Annotated in this window: 19 protein-coding genes and 1 riboswitch; of the genes, 11 read left to right on the forward strand and 8 right to left on the reverse strand. The window is 70.1% G+C overall.

Going from position 1 to position 20,432, the window contains the following annotated elements; translation table 11 throughout:
* Window positions 1-453 precede the first annotated feature (453 nt).
* A complete protein-coding gene (locus tag DQ384_RS35820) occupies window positions 454-2,538 on the forward strand; it encodes a S9 family peptidase (RefSeq protein WP_114033329.1) in 2,085 nt (694 codons plus the stop codon).
* Window positions 2,535-3,542, forward strand: coding sequence for an L-glyceraldehyde 3-phosphate reductase (gene mgrA / locus DQ384_RS35825; protein WP_114033330.1), 1,008 nt, complete (start codon window positions 2,535-2,537; stop codon window positions 3,540-3,542). Before DQ384_RS35820 ends, mgrA begins: the two co-directional genes overlap by 4 nt.
* 36 nt (window positions 3,543-3,578) lie before the next feature.
* Here mgrA and DQ384_RS35830 read toward each other — a convergent pair whose 3' ends face one another.
* Window positions 3,579-6,110 carry a lysylphosphatidylglycerol synthase transmembrane domain-containing protein gene (locus DQ384_RS35830; protein WP_245967028.1) on the reverse strand — a complete coding sequence of 844 codons (2,532 nt, stop codon included), beginning with the start codon at window positions 6,108-6,110 and terminating at the stop codon, window positions 3,579-3,581.
* A gap of 334 nt (window positions 6,111-6,444) precedes the next feature.
* Between DQ384_RS35830 and DQ384_RS35835 the strand changes: the two genes are divergently transcribed.
* On the forward strand, window positions 6,445-8,460 hold the full coding sequence (locus tag DQ384_RS35835; protein WP_114033331.1) for a molybdopterin-containing oxidoreductase family protein: 2,016 nt from the start codon (window positions 6,445-6,447) through the stop codon (window positions 8,458-8,460).
* 16 nt (window positions 8,461-8,476) lie between these two features.
* Here DQ384_RS35835 and DQ384_RS35840 read toward each other — a convergent pair whose 3' ends face one another.
* A complete protein-coding gene (locus DQ384_RS35840) occupies window positions 8,477-8,926 on the reverse strand; it encodes a GNAT family N-acetyltransferase (RefSeq protein ID WP_114033435.1) in 450 nt (149 codons plus the stop codon).
* A 132-nt stretch (window positions 8,927-9,058) separates the two neighbouring features.
* Between DQ384_RS35840 and DQ384_RS35845 the strand changes: the two genes are divergently transcribed.
* The gene (locus DQ384_RS35845; protein ID WP_114033332.1) at window positions 9,059-9,511 is read left to right on the forward strand and encodes a hypothetical protein; all 453 of its coding nucleotides are present in this window, start codon (window positions 9,059-9,061) and stop codon (window positions 9,509-9,511) included.
* Between the two features lie 58 nt (window positions 9,512-9,569).
* Here DQ384_RS35845 and DQ384_RS35850 read toward each other — a convergent pair whose 3' ends face one another.
* Window positions 9,570-9,953 (reverse strand): VOC family protein, encoded by a 384-nt coding sequence (locus DQ384_RS35850; RefSeq protein ID WP_114033333.1) that lies wholly within the window; start codon window positions 9,951-9,953, stop codon window positions 9,570-9,572.
* Between the two features lie 33 nt (window positions 9,954-9,986).
* Window positions 9,987-10,241, reverse strand: a complete 255-nt coding sequence (locus DQ384_RS35855) for a CBU_0592 family membrane protein (protein WP_245967029.1) — start codon at window positions 10,239-10,241, stop codon at window positions 9,987-9,989.
* Window positions 10,242-10,257: 16 nt separating this feature from the next.
* A riboswitch (guanidine-III (ykkC-III) riboswitch) is annotated at window positions 10,258-10,327 on the reverse strand.
* 202 nt (window positions 10,328-10,529) lie between these two features.
* Between DQ384_RS35855 and DQ384_RS35860 the strand changes: the two genes are divergently transcribed.
* Together DQ384_RS35860 and DQ384_RS35865 are read left to right on the forward strand one after the other, a co-directional pair.
* Window positions 10,530-12,353, forward strand: a complete 1,824-nt coding sequence (locus DQ384_RS35860) for an acyl-CoA dehydrogenase (RefSeq protein ID WP_114033335.1) — start codon at window positions 10,530-10,532, stop codon at window positions 12,351-12,353.
* A 135-nt stretch (window positions 12,354-12,488) separates the two neighbouring features.
* A complete protein-coding gene (locus DQ384_RS35865; RefSeq protein WP_114033336.1) occupies window positions 12,489-12,713 on the forward strand; it encodes a hypothetical protein in 225 nt (74 codons plus the stop codon).
* Window positions 12,714-12,742: 29 nt separating this feature from the next.
* Here the strand turns inward: DQ384_RS35865 and DQ384_RS35870 are convergent, their stop codons facing one another.
* Entirely contained in the window at window positions 12,743-13,036 is a 294-nt protein-coding gene (locus DQ384_RS35870) for a Dabb family protein (RefSeq protein WP_114033337.1), read from the reverse strand.
* Window positions 13,037-13,427: 391 nt separating this feature from the next.
* Here DQ384_RS35870 and DQ384_RS35875 point away from each other — a divergent pair, with 391 nt between their 5' ends.
* Genes DQ384_RS35875 through DQ384_RS35885 form a run of 3 tightly spaced genes read left to right on the forward strand, consistent with a single transcriptional unit; the run spans window position 13,428 to window position 15,700 of the window.
* Window positions 13,428-13,871 carry a helix-turn-helix domain-containing protein gene (locus DQ384_RS35875; RefSeq protein WP_114033436.1) on the forward strand — a complete coding sequence of 148 codons (444 nt, stop codon included), beginning with the start codon at window positions 13,428-13,430 and terminating at the stop codon, window positions 13,869-13,871.
* Window positions 13,872-13,917: 46 nt separating this feature from the next.
* Complete coding sequence (locus DQ384_RS35880) at window positions 13,918-14,460, forward strand: hypothetical protein (RefSeq protein WP_181871597.1); 543 nt, start codon at window positions 13,918-13,920, stop codon at window positions 14,458-14,460.
* Between the two features lie 7 nt (window positions 14,461-14,467).
* A complete protein-coding gene (locus DQ384_RS35885; protein WP_114033338.1) occupies window positions 14,468-15,700 on the forward strand; it encodes an MAB_1171c family putative transporter in 1,233 nt (410 codons plus the stop codon).
* Window positions 15,701-15,742: 42 nt separating this feature from the next.
* On the opposite strand, the gene DQ384_RS35890 is transcribed toward DQ384_RS35885, so the two are convergent.
* Genes DQ384_RS35890 through pdhA form a run of 3 tightly spaced genes read right to left on the reverse strand, consistent with a single transcriptional unit; the run spans window position 15,743 to window position 19,172 of the window.
* Window positions 15,743-17,098, reverse strand: a complete 1,356-nt coding sequence (locus tag DQ384_RS35890) for a dihydrolipoamide acetyltransferase family protein (RefSeq protein ID WP_114033339.1) — start codon at window positions 17,096-17,098, stop codon at window positions 15,743-15,745.
* A gap of 8 nt (window positions 17,099-17,106) precedes the next feature.
* Window positions 17,107-18,081 (reverse strand): alpha-ketoacid dehydrogenase subunit beta, encoded by a 975-nt coding sequence (locus tag DQ384_RS35895; RefSeq protein WP_114033340.1) that lies wholly within the window; start codon window positions 18,079-18,081, stop codon window positions 17,107-17,109.
* Entirely contained in the window at window positions 18,078-19,172 is a 1,095-nt protein-coding gene (pdhA, locus tag DQ384_RS35900; RefSeq protein ID WP_114033341.1) for a pyruvate dehydrogenase (acetyl-transferring) E1 component subunit alpha, read from the reverse strand. The genes DQ384_RS35895 and pdhA overlap by 4 nt, the downstream gene beginning before the upstream one ends.
* 305 nt (window positions 19,173-19,477) lie before the next feature.
* Between pdhA and purS the strand changes: the two genes are divergently transcribed.
* Both purS and DQ384_RS35910 read left to right on the forward strand, forming a co-directional pair.
* Window positions 19,478-19,723, forward strand: a complete 246-nt coding sequence (gene purS, locus DQ384_RS35905; RefSeq protein ID WP_114033342.1) for a phosphoribosylformylglycinamidine synthase subunit PurS — start codon at window positions 19,478-19,480, stop codon at window positions 19,721-19,723.
* A gap of 225 nt (window positions 19,724-19,948) precedes the next feature.
* A complete protein-coding gene (locus DQ384_RS35910; protein WP_281274177.1) occupies window positions 19,949-20,338 on the forward strand; it encodes an ATP-binding protein in 390 nt (129 codons plus the stop codon).
* The last annotated feature ends 94 nt before the right edge of the window (window positions 20,339-20,432 follow it).

The raw sequence follows: 20,432 nt of genomic DNA on the forward strand, positions 1-20,432 counted from the left end.
GAACCCGACCAGGATCCGAACTCCGGGGCTTCCATCTCGTATGCCTTCAAGCTATCAAGCCGCTTGACCGCCAGCAAATCGCGCCGTTACCAGCACTTGACCTGCGACCCAGCAACCCACTAGCATTTAGGCCGCCCCGTCTCCAGGGCAACCCCTCTAACTTAGACCAGCGAGTCCCACTTGGCAAGCGAGACCTGGTAGATCTTTTAGAGGGGATCGACGGCACGTCTGGCCGCACCCACGCGTCATCCACCCGGAGGGGATGTGCGGTGGGAAGTGGCCGGTCGATGCCGACACCAAAAGATTAGCAGCCCCCGAGAGCACCGGCGCACACTCCGCGACGACCCCACAGCGGATGCCCGCCTCGGCCGGACCACCCCACGGTCCTCGCTACAAAGGGGCGGCCTCGCGTCAGACCAGATGAGGGCGGGGGGGCGTCCTAGACTCGGCCAGGTGAGCAGCGACACGCCTCCCGTGGCGAAGAAGGTTCCGGCCGAACGTACTCATCACGGCGACACCGTGATCGACGAGTACGCATGGCTGACGAACAAGGACGATCCTGACACGGTCGCGTACCTGGAGGCCGAGAACGCCTTCACCCAGGACCAGACCGGCCACCTCAAGGACCTGCAGGAAGCGGTCTTCCAGGAGATCAAGGCCCGCACCCTGGAGACCGATCTCTCCGTCCCCACGCGCAAGGGCGGCTGGTGGTACTACTCGCGGACCGAGGAGGGCAAGCAGTACGGCGTCCAGTGCCGCCTTCGCTCCGAGGGCGACACGCCGCCCGAGCTGAAGGCCGGCGAGCCGCTGCCGGGTGAGCAGGTGCTGCTGGACGGCAACGTGCTGGCCGGCGACAGCCCGTTCTTCGCCATGGGCACCTCGGCCGTCAGCCCGGACGGTTCGACGCTCGCGTACTCGACCGACTTCAGCGGCAACGAGCGCTTCACGCTGCGGTTCAAGAGGCTGGACACCGGCGAGGTGCTGGCCGACGAGATCCCGAACATCTTCTACGGCGGCGCGTGGGCGACCGACGGTTCGGCGTTCTTCTACACGACCGTGGACGACGCGTGGCGTCCTTACCGCGTGTACCGCCACATGATCGGGACGTCGGCCGACGAGGACGTCCTGGTCTACGAGGAGTCCGACGAGCGGTTCTGGGTCGGCATCGGCCTGACCCGCAGCGAGCGCTACGTCGTCCTGAGCGCGGGCAGCAAGATCACCAGTGAGGTGCGCGTTCTCGACGCCGAGTACCCCACCGGGGAGTTCGCGGTCATCCGTCCCCGCCAGACCGGGGTGGAGTACACCATCGACCACGCGGGCGACCAGTTCTTGATCCTGCACAACGAGGGCGCGCGGAACTTCGAGATCGCCGCCGCGCCGATCGACGACCCCGCCACGTGGACGCCGCTGGTCCCCCACCGGGAGGACACACGGCTGCTGGACGTCGACGCCTTCTCCGACCACCTGGTGGTGCACTTCCGCCGTGACGGCCTCACGGGCATCCGGGTGCTGCCCGAGGACGGCGAGCCGTACGAGATCTCCTTCCCGGAGCCGATCCACACCGCCGAGCCCGCCGGGAACCCGGAGTTCCACACCGGCAGGCTGCGTCTGGCGTACGCCTCGATGGTGACGCCGCCCTCGGTGTACGACTACGACCTCACCTCACGTGAGCTGATCCTGCTGAAGCGGCGGCCGGTGCTCGGCGGGTACGAGCCCGAGGACTACGAGCAGTTCCGCGAGTGGGCGGTCGCGGAGGACGGGACGCGCATCCCGGTCTCCATCGTGACGAAGAAGGGGACGTCCCGTCCCGCGCCCACGGTGCTGTACGGCTACGGCAGCTACGAGACCTCGATCGACCCGTCGTTCTCGGTGGCGCGGCTGAGCCTGCTGGACCGGGGCATGGTGTTCGCCGTCGCGCACGTCAGGGGCGGCGGCGAGATGGGACGCCGCTGGTACGAGGAGGGCAGGCTCACCAGCAAGAAGAACACCTTCAGCGACTTCGTCGCGGTCGCGCGGCATCTGAAGCGCTCGGGCTGGTCGAGCGAGATCGTGGCGCGGGGCGGCTCGGCCGGCGGCCTGCTGATGGGCGCCGCGGTGAACCTCGCGCCCGAGGAGTTCTCGGGCGTGGTGGCCGAGGTCCCGTTCGTGGACGCGCTGAACACGATCCTTGATCCGTCGTTGCCGCTCACGGTCATCGAGTGGGACGAGTGGGGCGATCCACTGCACAACCCGGACGTATACGCCTACATGAAGTCGTACACCCCGTATGAGAACATCGACGACCGGACGTATCCACCCATTCTCGCGATCACCAGCCTCAACGACACCCGCGTCCTGTTCCACGAGCCCGCCAAATGGATCGCCAGGCTCCGCGCCACCGCCGCCGGAGGCCCCTTCCTGTTGAAGACGGAGATGGGCGCCGGCCACGGGGGCAGGAGCGGGCGGTACGACGCGTGGCGCGAGGAGGCGTTCACCCTGTCGTGGATCCTCGACCGGGCCGCTACGGGCGCAACAGAAGACACCGAGGAGAAGAAGTGACGTATTCGGCATCGAGCGACCGTTACGAGCGGCAGCCCTACAACCGGTCCGGCAGGAGCGGCCTGAAGCTTCCCGCGGTGTCGCTCGGGCTCTGGCACAACTTCGGGGACGACAAACCGATCGAGACCCAGAGGGCCACCCTGCGCAGGGCCTTCGATCTCGGCGTGACGCACTTCGACCTGGCCAACAACTACGGCCCCCCGGCCGGCTCGGCCGAGCGGAACTTCGGCCACATCTTCGCGCAGGACTTCCGCCCGTACCGCGACGAGCTGATCATCTCGACCAAGGCCGGGTACGACATGTGGCCGGGGCCGTACGGCGAGTGGGGCTCGCGCAAGTACGTGCTGGCGAGCCTCGACCAGTCCCTCGCGCGCATGGGCCTGGACTACGTCGACATCTTCTACAGCCACCGTCCGGACCCGGACACCCCGCTCGAAGAGACCATGGGCGCGCTGGACACGGCCGTCCGGTCGGGCCGGGCGCTGTACGCGGGGATCTCCAACTACAGCCCCGAGCAGACGCGCCGCGCCGCCGAGATCCTGCGGCAGCTCGGCACGCCGCTGCTCATCCACCAGCCCAACTACTCGATGTTCGACCGCTGGATCGAGGACGGCCTGCTGGACACGCTGGAGGCCGAGGGCGTCGGCTGTATCCCGTTCTCGCCGCTGTCGCAGGGCATCCTCACCAACAGGTACCTCGACGGCATCCCCGACGGCTCGCGCGCCTCCAAGGAACGGTTCCTGCGGCCCAGCCACCTCACCGACGACGTGCTGCGCCGCGTCCGCGCGCTGAACGACATCGCCGCGGGCCGTGGCCAGTCCCTCGCGCAGATGGCGCTGGCCTGGGGGCTGCGCGACGCGCGGATCACCTCGGTGCTGATCGGCGCGAGCAGCGTGAAGCAGCTTGAGGACAACGTCGCGGCGGTGGACAACCTGGCGTTCTCCGCCGAGGAGCTCGCCGCGATCGAGAAGCAGATCGCCGAGCCGGGCGGGAAGATCGTTTAGCCCGCAGGGCAAACCCGGCGAAGCCGGATAGACCAGCTAGAGGGCGTCGTGCCGCTGGAGCCAGGCGAACGACGCCCACCCCGGCAGGACGGGCAGCCAGAACGTCAGCAGCCGGAACAGCAGGACGGCGGACGTCGCGACGGTGCCGGGGAGCCCGGACAGCGTCAGGCCGAGTGAGAGGGACGCTTCGACCGCGCCCAGGCCTCCAGGGGTGGGTGCGGCGGAGCCGATGGCGTTGCCTGCCAGGAACACCACGGCGACGGACGTGAAGCTGAGCGAGCCGCCGAAGGCGCGGACGCAGGCGTCCAGGCAGACGATGAACGCCAGGGTCAGCAGAAGCGTGCCGCTGACGCCCTCAAGGATCTTGCGGGGCGACTGCAGCACGTCCAGCAACCTGGGGATGACCCCGGAGAACAGCGGCCGCAGGCGTTTGGTGACCAGGCGCCGCAGTTGCGGGACGGCCAGCACGAGCAGGACGACCACACCGGCGGAGAGCAGGCCGATGACGATGCCCCGGGACGGGCTCACCGATGGGGCGGCCTTGGTGCCCGTCATGTAGCCGAACAACAGCAGCAGGATCACGTGGAATCCGAGGCCGACGAGCTGGGAGGCGCCCACGCTGGCCACCGCGAGGCCGGGTGCGATGCCGCGTTTCTGCAGGTAGCGGGTATTGATCGCCACACCGCTGACCGCCGCGGGCGCGACGAGCTTCACGAACGAGCCCGCGAACTGCGCCAGAACCGTACGCCCGAGGGGCAGCGTCTCGGGGACGAAGCCGCGCATCATGAGCGCGGCGGCGACGTAGCTGATGCCGGCCGCGGCGAGCGCCACGCCGCCCCAGCCCCACTTGGCCGAGGTGACCACGTCCACGAGGTTCACCCGGCTGAGCTGGGAGAGCAGGAAGTACGCGGCCAGGGCGCTGGCGATGATCGTGACGACGGTGCGCGGCCGGAACCGCTCCAGGCGGACCTCGTCGACCTCGACCTGCGGGGTGAGGGCGACGATGTGCTCCCGCAGCGCGGGCAGAAGTTCCTTGTTCTTGCCGACCTCGGCCCGCGTGCCCCGGGTGAGGGCGATGCGCTGGAGCAGCGGCAGGGCCCCGGCGAGCGCCTGCTTGGGCATGACCTTGGACGCCGACACCACCGAGCGCTCGGGGCCCACCCGCAGCGCGAGGTAGGTGAGCAGCTGGGCGACGTCCAGGCGGAGCAGCAGGTCTCCGGCCGCGATCTCGCCGCTGCGGGCGTCCGTCAGCACGACCTCGTCACCGTACAGGTGGATGCTGTCGCCGGTGAGACGGCGGTGGGCGAGCCGCTGCGCCTGGAGCAGCTCGACCTGCTTCCAGATCTTGACCAGCAGTTCGTCGGTGAGCTCGTCGTCGGCGACGTCCTCCAGCGCGCGGGTCTCCAGGTGCTCGTACGCCAGCAGGGCGGCGTCGGTGCCGATCTCGCTGGTACCGACCAGGCGCGGGGTGTTGGCCCCGGCGGCCTGGGCGGCGTACGCCATGAGGGCCTCGCGCTCCAGCTCGGCCCGCAACGAGCGGATCGCCCGGCGGCGGGTCTCGGAGTTGAGCCGGATGCGCCGCCACAGCCGGTAGATGACGCCGGACACTTGCCGGTCGCGGTCGAGGACGGTGACGTCGAGGCGGCGCTCGTCGGACATCGTCACGGCGTAGCGGCGGCTGCCCTGCGGGTCGTCGTTGATGCGCCGCGCCTTGACGGGGGCGAATCCGAGGCGGCGCAGCGCGGCGATGACCGTGCTGCCGGGCGGGCGGGTGTTGGGGCTGCCGATGACGTACAGCGTGGCGTACCCGACCGCGAGGCCGACGAGGTAGGTGACGAAGACGCCGAGCGCGGTCGCCTCCGCACCGGTGAACAGGGCGAAGACGTCGAGGGCGATGGCCATCCACATCACCGCGCGCCAGGTGGGGCGGCGGGCGAGGCGGACGGCGGTGGCGTAGGCGACGACGGAGGTGAGCAGGGTGTTGATCGGCTCGACCGAGCGGCCGCCCGTGAGGAGCTGGCGCAGGTCGCCGGGGCCGGCCACGGCCAGCCACTCGCCGAGCACGAACGAGGCGAGCATGCCGGTGATGGCCGCGATCAGGCCCTCGGCGACGCGCAGCCCGTCCCGGTGGAAGACCCGTTCGACGGCGTAGGCGGCGGGCACGGCGAGGACCGCGGTGCCCGCGAGGAAGGCGGCCACGCCGATCAGCAGGTCGGGGGCACGGCTCGTGCCGTCGGTGACGTCCTTCTCCAGCCCGTCGAGCGTCTGCTTGGCGACGAGCGCGAGGAGGATCACGGCGGCCAGTGCGGCCAGGGTGGCGAGGAAGCGGAGGGCGTCCGACGGGCGGCGGATGCGCTGGGGCAGCAGCGGCTCGACGACGAGCACGAGAGCGTCGCGGGAGCCGTCGGCGCCCGGGGTGCCCTCCTGGGCTCCGGAGTGGGCGCCGGGGCCGGCGGCGAGGACGGGTGCGGCGTCCGCATGGACTCCCGCGTCGCGCCCCGGCTCACGCGCGGGCTCGTACCCCGGATCGTGCCCAGGATCGTGCGCGGTCATGTCGGCATCGGCCATGGAGGACCCTTCCCCCGCGGCCTCCTCCGCCTCGTCACGTTGCCTGATTTCGGTCACCGCCGACGTCTGCACTCGTCTCGCGTCATATGATCTTCCTAGCCGTAGTTCGCGTCGATCGCGCGGGGCCGACGGAAAACGGCGGCCCTACGTTAGGGCGTACTTGTCGCGCGCCCCGGCAGGCCGCCGGAGTTCGGTCGCCCCCGGCCATTCGGTGACACTCTACGGCGCGTCCGCCGGTGGGGGATCAGCCGGACGAGACATGATCGATGGTGACGGTGCGGACACTGCACGGGGTCCCATGGTTTGGTAATGACCGCCCAGGTAGCGTTCATTCATGACACGTGAGCTGAACGTGCTGGGGGCGTGTCCGCTGGACTGTCCCGACACCTGTTCGTGGGTGGTGACCGTCAAGGACGGCGAGGCGGTGGGCCTGCGGGGAAACCGGGACCAGCCGTACACGCGCGGCGCCCTCTGCGTGAAGGTGAATCGTTATCTTGAGCACACCAAGGCCGCCGACCGCATCCTGCATCCGATGCGCCGGGTCGGGCCGAAGGGGTCGGGGCGGTTCGAGCGAATCTCGTGGGACGAGGCGCTGGACGAGATCGCGACCAGGCTGACGGCGATCGTCGACGAGTTCGGCGGCGAGGCGATATGGCCGTACCAGGGGACGGGGACGCTCGGGTACATCCAGGGCGAGTCCGGACTTGCCGGGCGGCGGTTGTGGAACGCGCTGGGGGCGTCGCGGCACGACCTGAACATCTGCTCCCGCGCGGGGAACCTCGGGCTGGCGCGCACGAACGGCACTCCGGGCGGGATGGACCCCGAGACGTTCGCGCTGTCGAAGCTGATCCTGCTGTGGGGCACGAACACGCTGACGAGCGGCCACCACCTGTGGAAGTTCATCCAGGAGGCGCGGGCGAACGGCGCGCATGTGGTCGCGATCGACCCGATCAGGACCCGCACGGCCGACCAGGCCGACGAACACCTGGCGATCCGGCCGGGGACGGACGCGGCGCTGGCGCTGGCCCTGATGCACGTCGTCCTGGACGAGGGGGCCGAGGACCGCGACTACCTGGAGCACCACACCAAGGGCTGGGAGGACTTCGAGCGAGAAATCCGCAAATATCCGCCAAAGGTGGCCGCCGAGATCACCGGCATCCCCGAGAAGGACATTCGCGCCCTCGGCGTACGCCTGGCGCACACCCGCCCCACCGGGATCCGCGCCACGATGGGCGTCCAGCGCCACCAGGGCGGCGGCACGGCCATGCGCACCATCGCCTGCATCCCCGGCGTCACCGGCGACTGGAAGTACCCCGGCGGCGGCGTGGCGTACTCCACCAGCGCCTACGTGCCGCTGCGTGTCGACCCCCGCCGCGAGCTGCTGCCGAGGCCCGTGCGCACGCTCACGATGACCCGCCTCGCCGAGGGACTCGCGGACACCGAGAAGCCCGTCAAGTGCCTGTGGGTCTACGCGGCCAACCCGATGGGCAGCACGTCGGACCAGAACCGCATCCGCGAGGGCCTGCTCAGGGAGGACCTGTTCACGGTCGTGATGGAGCAGTTCCCCACCGACACCGTCGACTACGCCGACATCGTGCTGCCCGCGACCATGCAGTTCGAGCACATGGACCTGCACCACGGGTACGGCCACATGTACCTGATGTGGAACGAGCCCGCGGTCGCGCCCGCCGGGGAGTGCGCCTCCACCACCGAGACCTTTCGCCGGCTGGCCCGCCGCCTCGGCCTGACCGAGCCGTCCCTCTACGACTCCGACCTCCAGATCGCCGAGGAGCTGCTGTCGGCGGACCACCCGGCGCTGGCCGGCATCACGGTCGAGGGGCTCCGCGAGAGGGGCTGGGCACGGCTCGGCTACCCCGACCCCTTCGTGCCGTTCACCGACGGGTTCCCGACGCCCTCGCGCAGGCTGCGGTTCGTCCCCGAGGGCAAGGGGTACGTCCCGCCCGCCACGGCCCGCGCCGACGGGCCGTACAAGCTCGCGATGATCACCCCGGCGTCGCACGTGTTCCTCAACACGGTGTTCGGCAACAACCCCGAGCTGGCCCGGCGGGCGGGCGCGCCGAAGGTGCTGGTGAACGAGAAGGACGCCGCCGACCGCGGCCTGACCCACGGGCAGCGGGTGCGGGTGTTCAACGACAACGGCGGGATGACCGCCGAGGTGGAGATCACCGACAGGGTCGCCCCGGGCGTGGTCGCCACGCCCAAGGGGAGCTGGCCCAAGCTGAGCCCCGGAGGGACGAACGTCAACGCCCTGGTGGAGGAGCGCGACGCCGACATGGGCAGGGGCGCGGTCTACCACGACAACCTCGTGGAGATCGGCCCGCTCCCCTAGGGGCCACCGGAGGGCCTCAGAGGGCCAGCTTGAAGCCCACGTGGGAGTCGACGAAGCCGAGTGAGGTGTAGAAGCGGTGGGCGTCGGGACGGGCCTTGTCGCTGGTGAGCTGCACCATGCGGCAGCCGCGCTCGCGCGCCCTGTCGACGGCCCACCGGATCATCGCGCGCCCGAGCCCCTGACCGCGCGCGGACGCGCCGACGCGGACGGCCTCGATCAGCGCCCGCTCCCCGCCCCTACGGGACAGTCCGGGGATGTAGGTGACCTGCATCGTGCCCACCACCCGGCCGTCCGCCTCGGCGACGACCAACTCCTGGCGAGGGTCGCGGTCGATGGCCTCGAAGGCGGTCATGTAGACCTCGTCCTGGGGGTCGCCTTCCCTGGCCGCCGCGATGGGGTCGTCGGCGAGCATGGCCACGATGAGGGGGACGTCCTCCCGGCGTGCGGGACGGAAGATCACAGACATGCACCAAAGGTAGCCGGTGAGGCTCAGGCCGGCCGGGCGCACGGGCGGTCAGAGGGAGGAACCGGGGGTCAGGGGAGGATCAGGGTTCTCCCCCGATGTACCGGAGGCGTCACACAGGGCAGTCTTGGTGCCATGAACGAACTGACTCGGCGCGACGAGATGTCGCTCGCCGGCGCCGCCCTGCGGGGCGCGCCTTGGAAGACCGCGGCGATCACCGGTGTGGCGTCCGCGGCGATCAGCTTCACGATGGGGGTCATCCTCCCCGGCCCCGCCGACCTGACCTGGGCCCTGTGCCTCGGCATCAGCCTCTTCAGCCTCGTGGCCGCCGTCGGCGCCGTGCGCAGGCCCGACGTCCCGGACAGGGTGACCCGTCAGGCGCGGCTGTGGTCGCTGCGGCACCCGTGGAGGTTCTCGCTGTACCCGGGCATCGGCGCCGCCGTCCTGATGTACCCGATCCAGCTCATCTTCGACCGGGAAGGCGTGTTCGGCGCCGCCTGGGACGCGCTGTGGGGCGGCGCACTGGTCTACCTGATCGCGGGCCTCGGCACGCTGTCGCTCAAGGGGAAGGCCCAGTCCGCCCGCTGAGCCGGCCGGCGGGGGCCTCGGCCCCCGCGCCGTGCCCCCGGCTGCCATCGGGGCCGGGTCAGCCGGTGGCGTCGCGCTCGGCCTCGCCGCGGCACACACAGAACTCGTTGCCCTCCGGGTCGAGCATGGTGACCCAGCCGGTCCCGTCGCTGTAGCGGTGGTCCTCGTACACCGTCGCGCCGAGGCCGATCAGCCGCCGGACCTCCTCGTCCCGCGTCCCGTCGCCGTGCGGCCTCAGGTCGATGTGCAGGCGGTTCTTGACGGACTTGCCCTCCGGGACGCGGATGAACAGCAGGTGGGGCTCGTTCGGGCCCACGAGCATGATCTCGTCGTCGTCCTTGTCGGTCTCGTCGTCGAAGGGCCACCCGAGCACTTCGTGCCACCATTGGGCGAGTTCGTACGGCTCGTCGCTGTCGACCGTGACCGTGTGGATGCCAATCATGCGGGTCAGCTAAGCGCAACACCGGCAAAAGCGTCAAGCCGGTTTCTCAATGCCGGCGGCCGGGTCCCCGCCGAGGGTCACGCGGGCCAGGCTCACCGCCGAGACCAGGGCCCAGACGCCTTCCAGCAGCAGGAATCCCCAGTCGCGGTTCGCCAGCGCCACCCAGGTGAGCACAGCGGAGCCGACGAGGTTCAGCGTCAGGTAGACGGCCGAGCGCGGCCGGAGGATCTTGAACTGCGCGAGGACGAAGGCGGTCAGGACGGCGATCGCGCCGACGATCTGAATCATCTGTTCCATGTTGATGCGCGCGCCGTCTTCGCTGGGCCGGGTACGGCGTGCCACTCGTCCGGGAGACCCCGGAACGGGGCCTCTGACACCGAAGCTAGCAAATCTCACACACGCCGAACCCGCTTGGTGAGAAACCTCACCACAGCCCGGGTTCCCCCGGCGCCACATCTCCTCGGACGCTCCGGACAGGGTGAGGTTCGTCCCGTTTTCTAGGGGTTACTCGCGGGTAGCATTGGCGGTAAGGTTACTGACCAGTAGTTCTTATGCCGGTTCGAGGAGACGCGCAGCATGGGCCACTACAAGAGCAACGTCCGCGACCTGGAGTTCAACCTCTTCGAGGTGTTCGGCCGTCGTGAGATCCTCGGAACCGGGCGGTTCGCCGAGGTCGACGAGGGCACCGTGCGGAGCCTCCTGGACGAGGTCGACCGCATGGCCACCGGCGTGCTGGCCGACTCCTTCGAGGAGGGGGACCGCACGCCCCCCGTTTTCGACCCCGCCACCAGCACGGTGACGATGCCGCCGCGTTTCCGCAGGTCCTTCGAGACCTTCCGCGACGCGGGCTGGACCAACCTCGACCTGCCCGAGGAACTGGGCGGTCCCGGCGTCCCCCGGTCGGTCGCCTGGGCCATGGCCGAGATGATCCTGGGCTCCAACCCCGCCATCTGGATGTACAGCAGCGGCCCCGCCTTCGCCCACGTGCTCGACGTCATCGGCACCGAGGAGCAGAAGCGCTTCGCCGCGCACGCCATCGAGCGGCAGTGGGGCGCCACGATGGTGCTGACCGAGCCGGACGCGGGCTCCGACGTCGGCGCGGGCCGTACGCGGGCCGTCGAGCAGCCGGACGGCACCTGGCACATCGAGGGCGTCAAGCGGTTCATCACCAGCGCCGAGCATGACATGGCCGAGAACATCTTCCACCTCGTGCTCGCCCGCCCCGAGGGCGCCGGCCCGGGCACCAAGGGCCTGTCGATGTTCCTCGTGCCGAAGTTCCTCGTGGACGAGGAGACGGGAGAGCCCGGCGCGCGCAACGGCGTGTACGTGACCAACGTCGAGCACAAGATGGGCCTCAAGGCGTCCACGACCTGCGAGCTGACCTTCGGCGAGAAGCACCCGGCCGTCGGCACGCTGGTCGGCGGGGTGCACGAGGGCATCAAGCAGATGTTCATGATCATCGAGCACGCCCGCATGATGGTCGGCACCAAGGCGATCGCCACGCTGTCCACCGGCTACCTCAACGCCCTGGAGTACGCCAAGCAGCGGGTGCAGGGCGCCGACCTGACCCGCATGGCGGACAAGTCCGCCCCGAGGGTGGCCATCACCCACCATCCGGACGTCCGCCGCGAGCTCATGCTGCAGAAGGCGTACGCCGAGGGCATGCGCGCGCTGGTCCTCTACACGGCGACCTTCCAGGACGCGGTGCAGATCGCCGCGTTCGAGGGCACCAAGGACGCCGCCGCCGAGGCGATGAACGACCTGCTGTTGCCGCTGGTCAAGGGCGTCGGCTCCGAGCGCTCGTACGAGATGCTCGCCCGGTCGCTGCAGACGCTGGGCGGCTCGGGCTACCTGCAGGACTACCCGATCGAGCAGTACATCAGGGACGCGAAGATCGACTCCCTGTACGAGGGCACCACGGCGATCCAGGGCCAGGACCTGTTCTTCCGCAAGGTCCTGCGCAACCAGGGCGCCGCGCTCGGCGCGCTGCTCGCCGGCATCAAGGAGTTCGCCGCCTCCGAGGCCGGGAACGGCAGGATGAAGGAGGAGCGCCGACTGCTGGACGGCGCCGCCGACGACATCAAGGCGATGGCCGACACCATGGCCGCGTGGGCGATCGCTTCGCTGGAGGACCCCAAGGAGGTCTACAAGGTCGGCCTCAACACCACCCGGTTCCTGCTGGGCCTCGGCGACCTGGTGATCGGCTGGCTGCTGCTGCGCCAGGCCGAGATCGCGCTGAAGTCCCTCGGCGAGTCCGACCGCGACCAGGCTTTCTACCAGGGCAAGGTGGCCGCGGCCTCGTTCTTCGCCCACACCGTGCTGCCCCGGCTCTCCGCCGAGTCGCGCACGCTGTCCGCCACCGACCAGAGCCTGATGGAACTGCCCGAGGAAGCCTTCTGACAGATGGTCCCGCCCGGCGGGACGGCTATATCTGGCCTCTCCGGATGAATCGGTGATCGAGCGCCTTGTGGTGGGTATGACCCTGCCGCGAGGCGCTCTTTACCGTTCTGAGTTCCGTCGAACCCGGAGGTCTAGATGGGCATCGGGGTCAGTCTCTTCCTCCTGACCGTCGGGGCGATTCTCAAGTTCGCCATCGATCCGGACGTGCTGGGCACGTCCGTGCACATCGATGTCATCGGCGTGATCTTCATGGTCGTGGGCGCCGCGGGACTGCTGATCAGCTTCCTGCTGATGTCCCGGCGCGGCCGGACGTCCGAGGACCGCCTGCTGGACCACGAGCAGAACCCGCCCACGATCTGAACCGCACGTGGTCAGTAGCCGTCACGTGGTCAGTAGCTGTACTGCACCGCGACGCGGTTGGCGACGATCGGGGTGATGGTGTCGTCGATCACGGCGCGGTGCGCGGGGTGGTCGCGGTACACGACGTAGCCGTCCACGGAGTCGAAGTCGGCCACGACGGCGAACTCGTAGTTGCCCGGGTTGACGCCGGCGTCGCCGCCGATGTTGTAGGCGCGGATCTCCGGGATCACGCCGGGAAGCTCCTTCAGACTGGCCTCGACGGTGGCCTTCTGCTCCTCGGTGGCGTCCGCGATCCAGGTGAACAGCACGACGTGCCGGAACATGATCTCTCCTTCGCTAGCCTGCGCCGCCAGCGTACGGCCTGAGCCCGCGCCGGGATCACGCACACCGGCGACGGCTTCCGAGGCGTTTGCGAGCGGCCGGGAAACGCCGACCACCGGCCGATCTCGGTGTGTGTCGCGGGATGGCTTCAATGCCGGAGAAAACGGATTTCCGGCGAACGACCCGATGCCCCTCGTGATCGACGTTCGCCGGCCGCCACCATCGTCATTTATCTGAGTTGATGGTTACCGTGAGAGCGTAAACTTGCGCAACGACCGTCGTCAACTGTGATTTCCGAGCCCGAAAGCACCCGTCCACGCCAGCTCATGGACCGGTATGCTCGATTTCACCGGCCCCACATCTGGGGAAGGGGCCGGTCGCATGGAGGCGCAGATGCCCGACACCGCTCCAGGGGACGAGCGGACCCTCGCCGCGAAGCTGAACCACCTTTTCCGTACGATCCACCCCCGTACCGGCGGTGAGTACAGCTTCGAGGAGGTCGCCACGGCCATACGCGACCGCGGGGGGCCCACCATCTCCGCCACGTACATCTGGCAGCTTCGCAAGGGCATCCGCGACAACCCGACCAAACGGCACCTGGAGGCCCTCGCCGGGTTCTTCGGCGTCCCTCCCGCCTACTTCTTCGACGACGCCGCCGCCAAGCGCATCGACGCCGAGCTCGCGCTGCTCAGCGCGCTGCGCGACGCGTCGGTCCGGCAGATCGCGCTGCGCGCCGCGGGCCTGTCCCCGAAGTCCTTGGACGCCATCACCGAGATGGTCGAACGCGTCCGCGAGCTCGAAGGGCTGCCAGGCAATCCTCCCGTGCAAGGAGCCTGACCGTGTCATTCCCCCCCTCGCGGACCACCACCCGGGGGCCCCGCTGATGCGCCGGGCGCGGAGCCTCAGGGCGCTGCGCCGCCGCTGCGAGGCCCGGCTGCGGGAGCTCCCGCTCCCCGCCCCCTTCGACGTGCGGGAGCTGTGCGCGGCGATCGCCGAGCAGCGGGGGCGGCCGATCCGGCTGTTACCCATGACCGGGCAGGCCGGCCTGTGGGGGCTGTGGGTGGCGACCGACACGGCCGACTTCATCCTGTACGAGCAGGCCACCACGCCGCCCCACCAGGAGCACATCATCCTGCACGAGCTGAGCCACCTGCTCTGCGACCACTACGGGGCGTCCTTCCCCGCGGGGGACGGCGGCCGGGAGCTGCTGCCGAGCCTGGACCCCCGGATGGTCCACACCGTGCTGGGGCGCAGCGCCTACTCCGCGGTCGAGGAACAGGAGGCCGAGCTGCTCGCCTCCCTCATCCAGCAACGGGCACGCCGGCCGTCCTCGGCACCCGGCCCGTCCGGCCAGAGCGGCGTGCTCAACCGCCTGCTCGCGGCGCTGGACTGGACGCAGGCCGGCCCGCCCGACCCGCCGCGCTGAGGACCCGATGGGCGACTGGCTGCGCTTCTACGGTCCCCCGCTGCTCGGATGGGCGCTGCTGCTCTCGCTGCTGCCGCACGCGTATCTGCGCCCGCCCGACCTCGCCCGGCGGATGCTCGCCGAGATCCTGCTGGCGGTGACCATCTCGCTGACGGTGCTCACCCCCGCGGTCTACTCCGCGATCGGCCAGTACAGCGGCGTCCCCAACCTCGCCCGGCCGCTCGGCCACGCGAGCATGCTCACGGCGGCCTGGTCGGCCCAGACGCTGCTGCGCCTGCTCAGCGCCCCTCCCTCCCGCCTCACCACGCGGCAGAGGTACGCCCATCTATGGGTGCTGGTCCCGGCCTTCGCGATCCTCGGCGTGCTGTTCGCGCTCGCGCCGACGCCGGTGGACGACGTCCGCTTCGCGGGCCGTTACGCCGCCGCGCCGTGGGTGTTCGAGTACTGGATGGTCTACCTGGCGTTCCTGACGCCGGCGTTCGGCAACCTCGTGCGCTTCGCGTCGCGGTACGCCCGGATGGCCGCCAACTCGACGCTGAGCCTCGGCCTTCGTCTGGCCGCGATCGGCGCGGTGTGCGGGCTGGCCTACCACGTGCACAAGGCGTTCGTCTTCGGCGCCGCGCGGTTCGGGTTCCAGTACCTTCCGCAGGCCGAGAGCCATGTGCTGGACGCGGTGCTGCCGCTCGCCGGGCACGTCCTGTTCCTGGCCGGGGCCACCATGCCGACCTGGGGGCCGCTGCTCGGCCTGCCCGCGCTGCTGGACTGGTTCCAGCGCTACCACACCTACCTGGCGCTGCGCCCGCTCTGGCTCGCGCTCTACAGGGCCAGCCCGCAGATCGCGCTGTCCCCTCCCGCCTCGGCCCCGGCCGACCTGTTGACCGTCCGTGACCTGGGCCTTCGCCTGTACCGGCGGGTCATCGAGATCCGCGACGGCCGGATGACCCTCCAGCCGTACCTCGACCCCGGCGTGGCCGCCGCCGCCCGCGCCGCCGCCGTACGGGCGGGGATGGGCGGGCAGCGGCTGGAGGCGGTCGTGGAGGCCGCCACGCTGGCCGCCGCCCTGCGGGCCAAGGCGCGCGGCGCGGCGGCGGTCGCGCACCCGCCCGCGACGGCGATCCCCGGCGGGGGCGACCTGAACAGCGACATCGCCTTCCTGCTCGACGTCGCGCGGGCCTACCGGCGGCACCGGCCGCGGGTGTCGGTCTCGCGCCCGACCTCGGCGGCGGGCGCGGGACGCTGAAGGCCCGGGGAAACGATCCCCCGGGCCTTCGGGAACGGCGGGTCAGCTCCAGGCGAGCATCCGCAGCGGGTCCTCCAGCATGGCGCCGACGTCGCGCAGGACGTAGGAGCCAAGCTCGCCGTCGATGACGCGGTGGTCGAACGACAGCGCCAGCGTGGTGACCTTGCGCGGCACGATCTGGCCGTCCACCACCCACGGAAGGTCGCGGACCTGGCCGAACGCCAGGATCGCGACCTCGCCGGGGTTGATGATGGGCGTTCCCGCGTCGATGCCGAAGACGCCGACGTTGGTGATGGTGATCGTGCCCCCGGTGAGGTCGGCGGGCTGCGACCTGCCCGCCCGCGCCGTCTCGGTGAGCACCGCCAGGGCCCGGGCGAGGTCCGGGAGCGTCAGCGCCTGCGCGTCCTTGACATTCGGGACGATCAGCCCGCGCTGGGTCGCGGCGGCGATGCCGAGGTTCACGTAGTGCTTGACCACGATCTCGTCGCCGGCCCAGCTGGAGTTGATCATCGGGTAGCGCCTGGCGGCCGTGAGCAGCGCCTTGGCCACGAGCAGCAGCGGCGACACCTTGACCTCGGCGAAGTCGGGCATCTGGCGCAGCCGGCGCACGGCGTCCATGGTGGCGGTGACGTCGACCTGGAGGAACTCGGTGACGTGCGGGGCGGTGAAGGCGGAGGCCACCATGGCCGCCGCCGTTGCCTTGCGCACGCCCTTGACCGGGACGCGCTCCTCCCTGACCCCGGCCGGGACCGCGGCGGCGGGCGCCGCCTCGGAGGCGACGGCGGCGTGCACGTCCTCACGGGTGATCGAGCCGTTCGGGCCCGTCCCGGCGATGGCGGCGAGGTCGACGCCGAGATCCTTGGCCAGCTTGCGCACGGGCGGCTTGGCCAGCACCGCGACCCTGCCGGCCTCGGCGACGGGCGCCGCGGCGGGGGGCGGGGCCTGGACGGGGGCCGAAGCGGCCTGGGCGGGAGCCGGCGCCGAAGCCTGGGCGTCCGCGGGAGCCCGGCCCTTGCGGGGTCGGCGGGTGGTGGCGCCCAGCTTGACGCCGTACCCGACCAGCACCGGCTGGCGCTCGGGCTTGGCCTCGGTGGCCTCGGGCGGGGGCGCGGGCACCATGTCGTCGGCCAGCGCCGTCTCCCTGGTGGTGTCCGCCCCTTCGCCGGTGTCGACGGCGATGATCGGCTTGCCGACGTCCACCGTCTCGCCCTCGGCGGCCATCAGCGAGGCGACCACGCCCTCGTACGGGCACGGCAGCTCGACCACGGCCTTGGCGGTCTCGATCTCGACGATGGTCTGGTTGATCGTCACCTTCTCACCGACGGCGACGTGCCACTTGACGATCTCGGCCTCGGTCAGGCCTTCGCCGACGTCGGGGAGCTTGAACTCGCGAAGCACAGCCCCTCCTAGAAGGTGAAGGTGCGGTCGACGGCGTCGAGCACGCGGTCGAGGTCGGGCAGGTAGTGGTCCTCCAGCCGGGACGGCGGGTACGGGGTCGAGAACCCGCCGACGCGCAGGACCGGAGCCTCCAGGTTATAGAAGCACGCCTCGGTGACCCGGGCGGCGATCTCCGCGCCGAGTCCCGAGTAGACGGGCGCCTCGTGGGCGACCACGCAGCGCCCGGTCCTGCGGACCGACTCGAAGATCAGGTCGGTGTCCAGCGGCGAGAGGGAGCGCAGGTCGACGACCTCCAGCGAGCGCCCCTCCTCGGCGGCCGCCGTCGCGGCCTCCAGGCAGGTCTTGACCATCGGCCCGTAGGCGAGGACGGTGACGTCGGTGCCCGGCCGCACGACCTGACCGCGGTCGAACGGCAGCGGGGTGACGTTCCTGTCGACCTCGGCCTTGTCCCAGTAGCGGCGCTTGGGCTCGAAGAAGATCACCGGGTCGTCGCTGCGGATCGCCTGGCGGATCATGTGGTAGCCGTCGGAGGGGTTCGAGCAGACGGCCACGCGCAGGCCGGACGTGTGCGTGAAATACGCCTCGGGGGACTCGCTGTGGTGCTCGACCGCGCCGATGCCACCGCCGAAGGGGATGCGCACCACGATGGGCAGCTTGATCTTGCCGAGGGAGCGCAGGGGCATCTTGGCGAGCTGGGTGATGATCTGGTCGGCCGCGGGGAAGACGAACCCGTCGAACTGGATCTCGCACACGGGGCGGTAGCCGCGCAGCGCGAGGCCGATCGCCGTGCCGATGATGCCGGACTCGGCGAGCGGGGTGTCGATGACGCGGTCCTCGCCGAAGTCCTTCTGCAGGCCGTCGGTGACACGGAAGACGCCGCCGAGCTTGCCGACGTCCTCTCCCATGATGAGGACCTTCGGGTCGTCCTCCATGGCGGTCCGCAGACCTTCGTTGATCGCCTTGGCCAGCGCCAGGGTGGTCATTTGCCGCCTCCCTCGAAGGTGGAGAGGTAGGCGGCGTACTGCTCCCGCTCTTCTTTGAGCAGGGTGTGCGGCTCGGCATACACGTGATCGAAGATTTCCAATGGATGGGGATCGGGCATTTCCAGACAACGCTTGCGCACGTCACGGCCGAGGTCCGCGGCCTCGGCGTCGACCTTCTCGAAGAACTCCTGGTCGGCGAGCTGGTTCTTGAACAGGTACGCCTTCACGCGCTCGATCGGGTCCTTCAGCTTCCACGCCTCCAGCTCGCCCGCCACCCGGTAGCGCGTCGGATCGTCGGAGGTGGTGTGGGCGCCCATACGGTAGGTGAACGCCTCGATCAGCGTGGGGCCCTGACCCTCGCGCGCGTTCTTGAGCGCCTGGCGGGTCACGGCGAGGCACGCGAAGACGTCGTTGCCGTCCACGCGGACGCCCGGGAAGCCGAAGCCGCTGGCCCGCCGGTACAGCGGAATCCGGGACTGCTTCTCCAGCGGCTCGGAGATGGCCCACTGGTTGTTCTGGCAGAAGAACACGACCGGCGCGTTGAACACCGACGCCCAGATGAACGACTCGTTGACGTCGCCCTGGGAGGTCGCGCCGTCGCCGAAGTAGACGATGGAGGCCGCCTCGGCGCCGTCGCGCTGGATGCCCATGGCGTACCCGACCGCGTGCAGGGTCTGGCTGCCGATGACGATCGTGTACAGGTGGAAGTTGTGCTCGGCGGGGTCCCAGCCTCCGTGGTTGACGCCGCGGAACAGCCCGAGGAGGTTGACGGGGTCGACGCCGCGGCACCAGGCGACGCCGTGCTCACGGTAGGTGGGGAAGGCCATGTCGGCGTCGGTCAGGGCCCGTCCAGAGCCGATCTGGGCGGCTTCCTGTCCCAGCAGAGATGCCCAGATGCCGAGTTCTCCCTGCCGCTGGAGGGCCACGGCCTCCATGTCGACGCGACGCACGAGCACGAGGTCGCGGTACAGGGCGCGCACCTCTTCGGCGGTGAGGTCGATGTCGTAGGCGGGGTGCTCCACGCGCTCACCTTCGGGGGTGAGCAGTTGTACGAGCTCGAAGGGTGCCTCGGCACCAGAGGCGTATGTCACGTGCCGCTCCTGTGCGTTCGGGGCCGTGCCGATGGGGTCGCCATCCACGTTCGGCCAGTTGACACGCTTACGGACCTTCTGGTGGTGGTACGTATGCGTCTGGGGACATCGTGGCAGAACCCACAGGCCATTGCGCAAGGCGGTGAAACGCTCTCATCCACACTCTTATCCACACTTCTCCCGTTCCCGGGTGCGCCTCGACGCACACTCGTCACGCCGGCGGCGCCCAGGGGACGGACGCCCGGCCGGCCACCGTTAGGCTGGTCACGCCTGCCCGGCCGGGCGGCACGAACAGGGAGGAACACGTGGCACGCGTCATCGTCGACGTCATGCTCAAGCCGGAGATCCTCGATCCGCAGGGGCAGGCGATCGCCCGGGCGCTGCCCCGCCTTGGCTTCTCCGGCGTGACCGAGGTGAGGCAGGGCAAGCGGTTCGAGGTCGAGCTCGACGGCCCTGCCGACGAGGCCGCTCTTGCGGACGTCCGAAAGATGGCCGAAACCCTGCTGGCCAACACGGTGATCGAGGACTACGCTGTGCGCGTCGAGCCCTAGGACGGCCCGCGCCGACGCCTCCGAGACTTCGCAAATCACCGCAAAAGTAACTTTGGGCGGACCAGAAAGCAAGCGTCTGACCAACGCTAAATAACAACAGCGTGATTTTGCGGTTAGCCCTGATTCATCGGGGAAACCTCTCCAACGTGACTTTCGGCACCTCGGAGGGGTCCGGTGGATATTGAGTTCTCGTTGGCCTTGCCTCGGGATGCGATCGGCATTCCGATGGTCCGGCGGGTGCTTGGGGACACCCTTCGCTGCATCGGCGTCAGCGAGGACTGCGTATCGGACGTGCTCCTGGCGACCTCCGAGGCCTGCGCCAACGCCGTCCGGCACGGCGGCCCCGCCAAGCGCTACGAGGTGACCGCCGCGATCGGCCAGGGCCGGTGTGAGCTGCGGGTCGTCGACGGCGGCCTCGGCATCGGCGCCGTCCCCCGGCAGTACCCTCCCGGCGACGCCGAGCACGGGCGCGGCATCCTGATCATGCAGTCGGTCGTCGACGAGATCTTCTTCGACATCACCCCTGGCAGCGGCACCACCGTCCTGCTGCGCAAGGAGCTCGACTGGGACGAGGAGTTCCTCGCCCGCCACGATCGCGAGCTGGCGGCCGTCTGACCGCGCTGACAGCCCCGCGCGCCGCCGGTCCCGCATCGAAGTTCCCCCTCGCCTTCCGGCCTATGGCAGAAATCACCCCTCGCGCCGTCCCGGG

The sequence above is a fragment of the Sphaerisporangium album genome, assembly GCF_003323745.1.
Taxonomy (GTDB): Bacteria; Actinomycetota; Actinomycetes; order Streptosporangiales; family Streptosporangiaceae; genus Sphaerisporangium; species Sphaerisporangium album.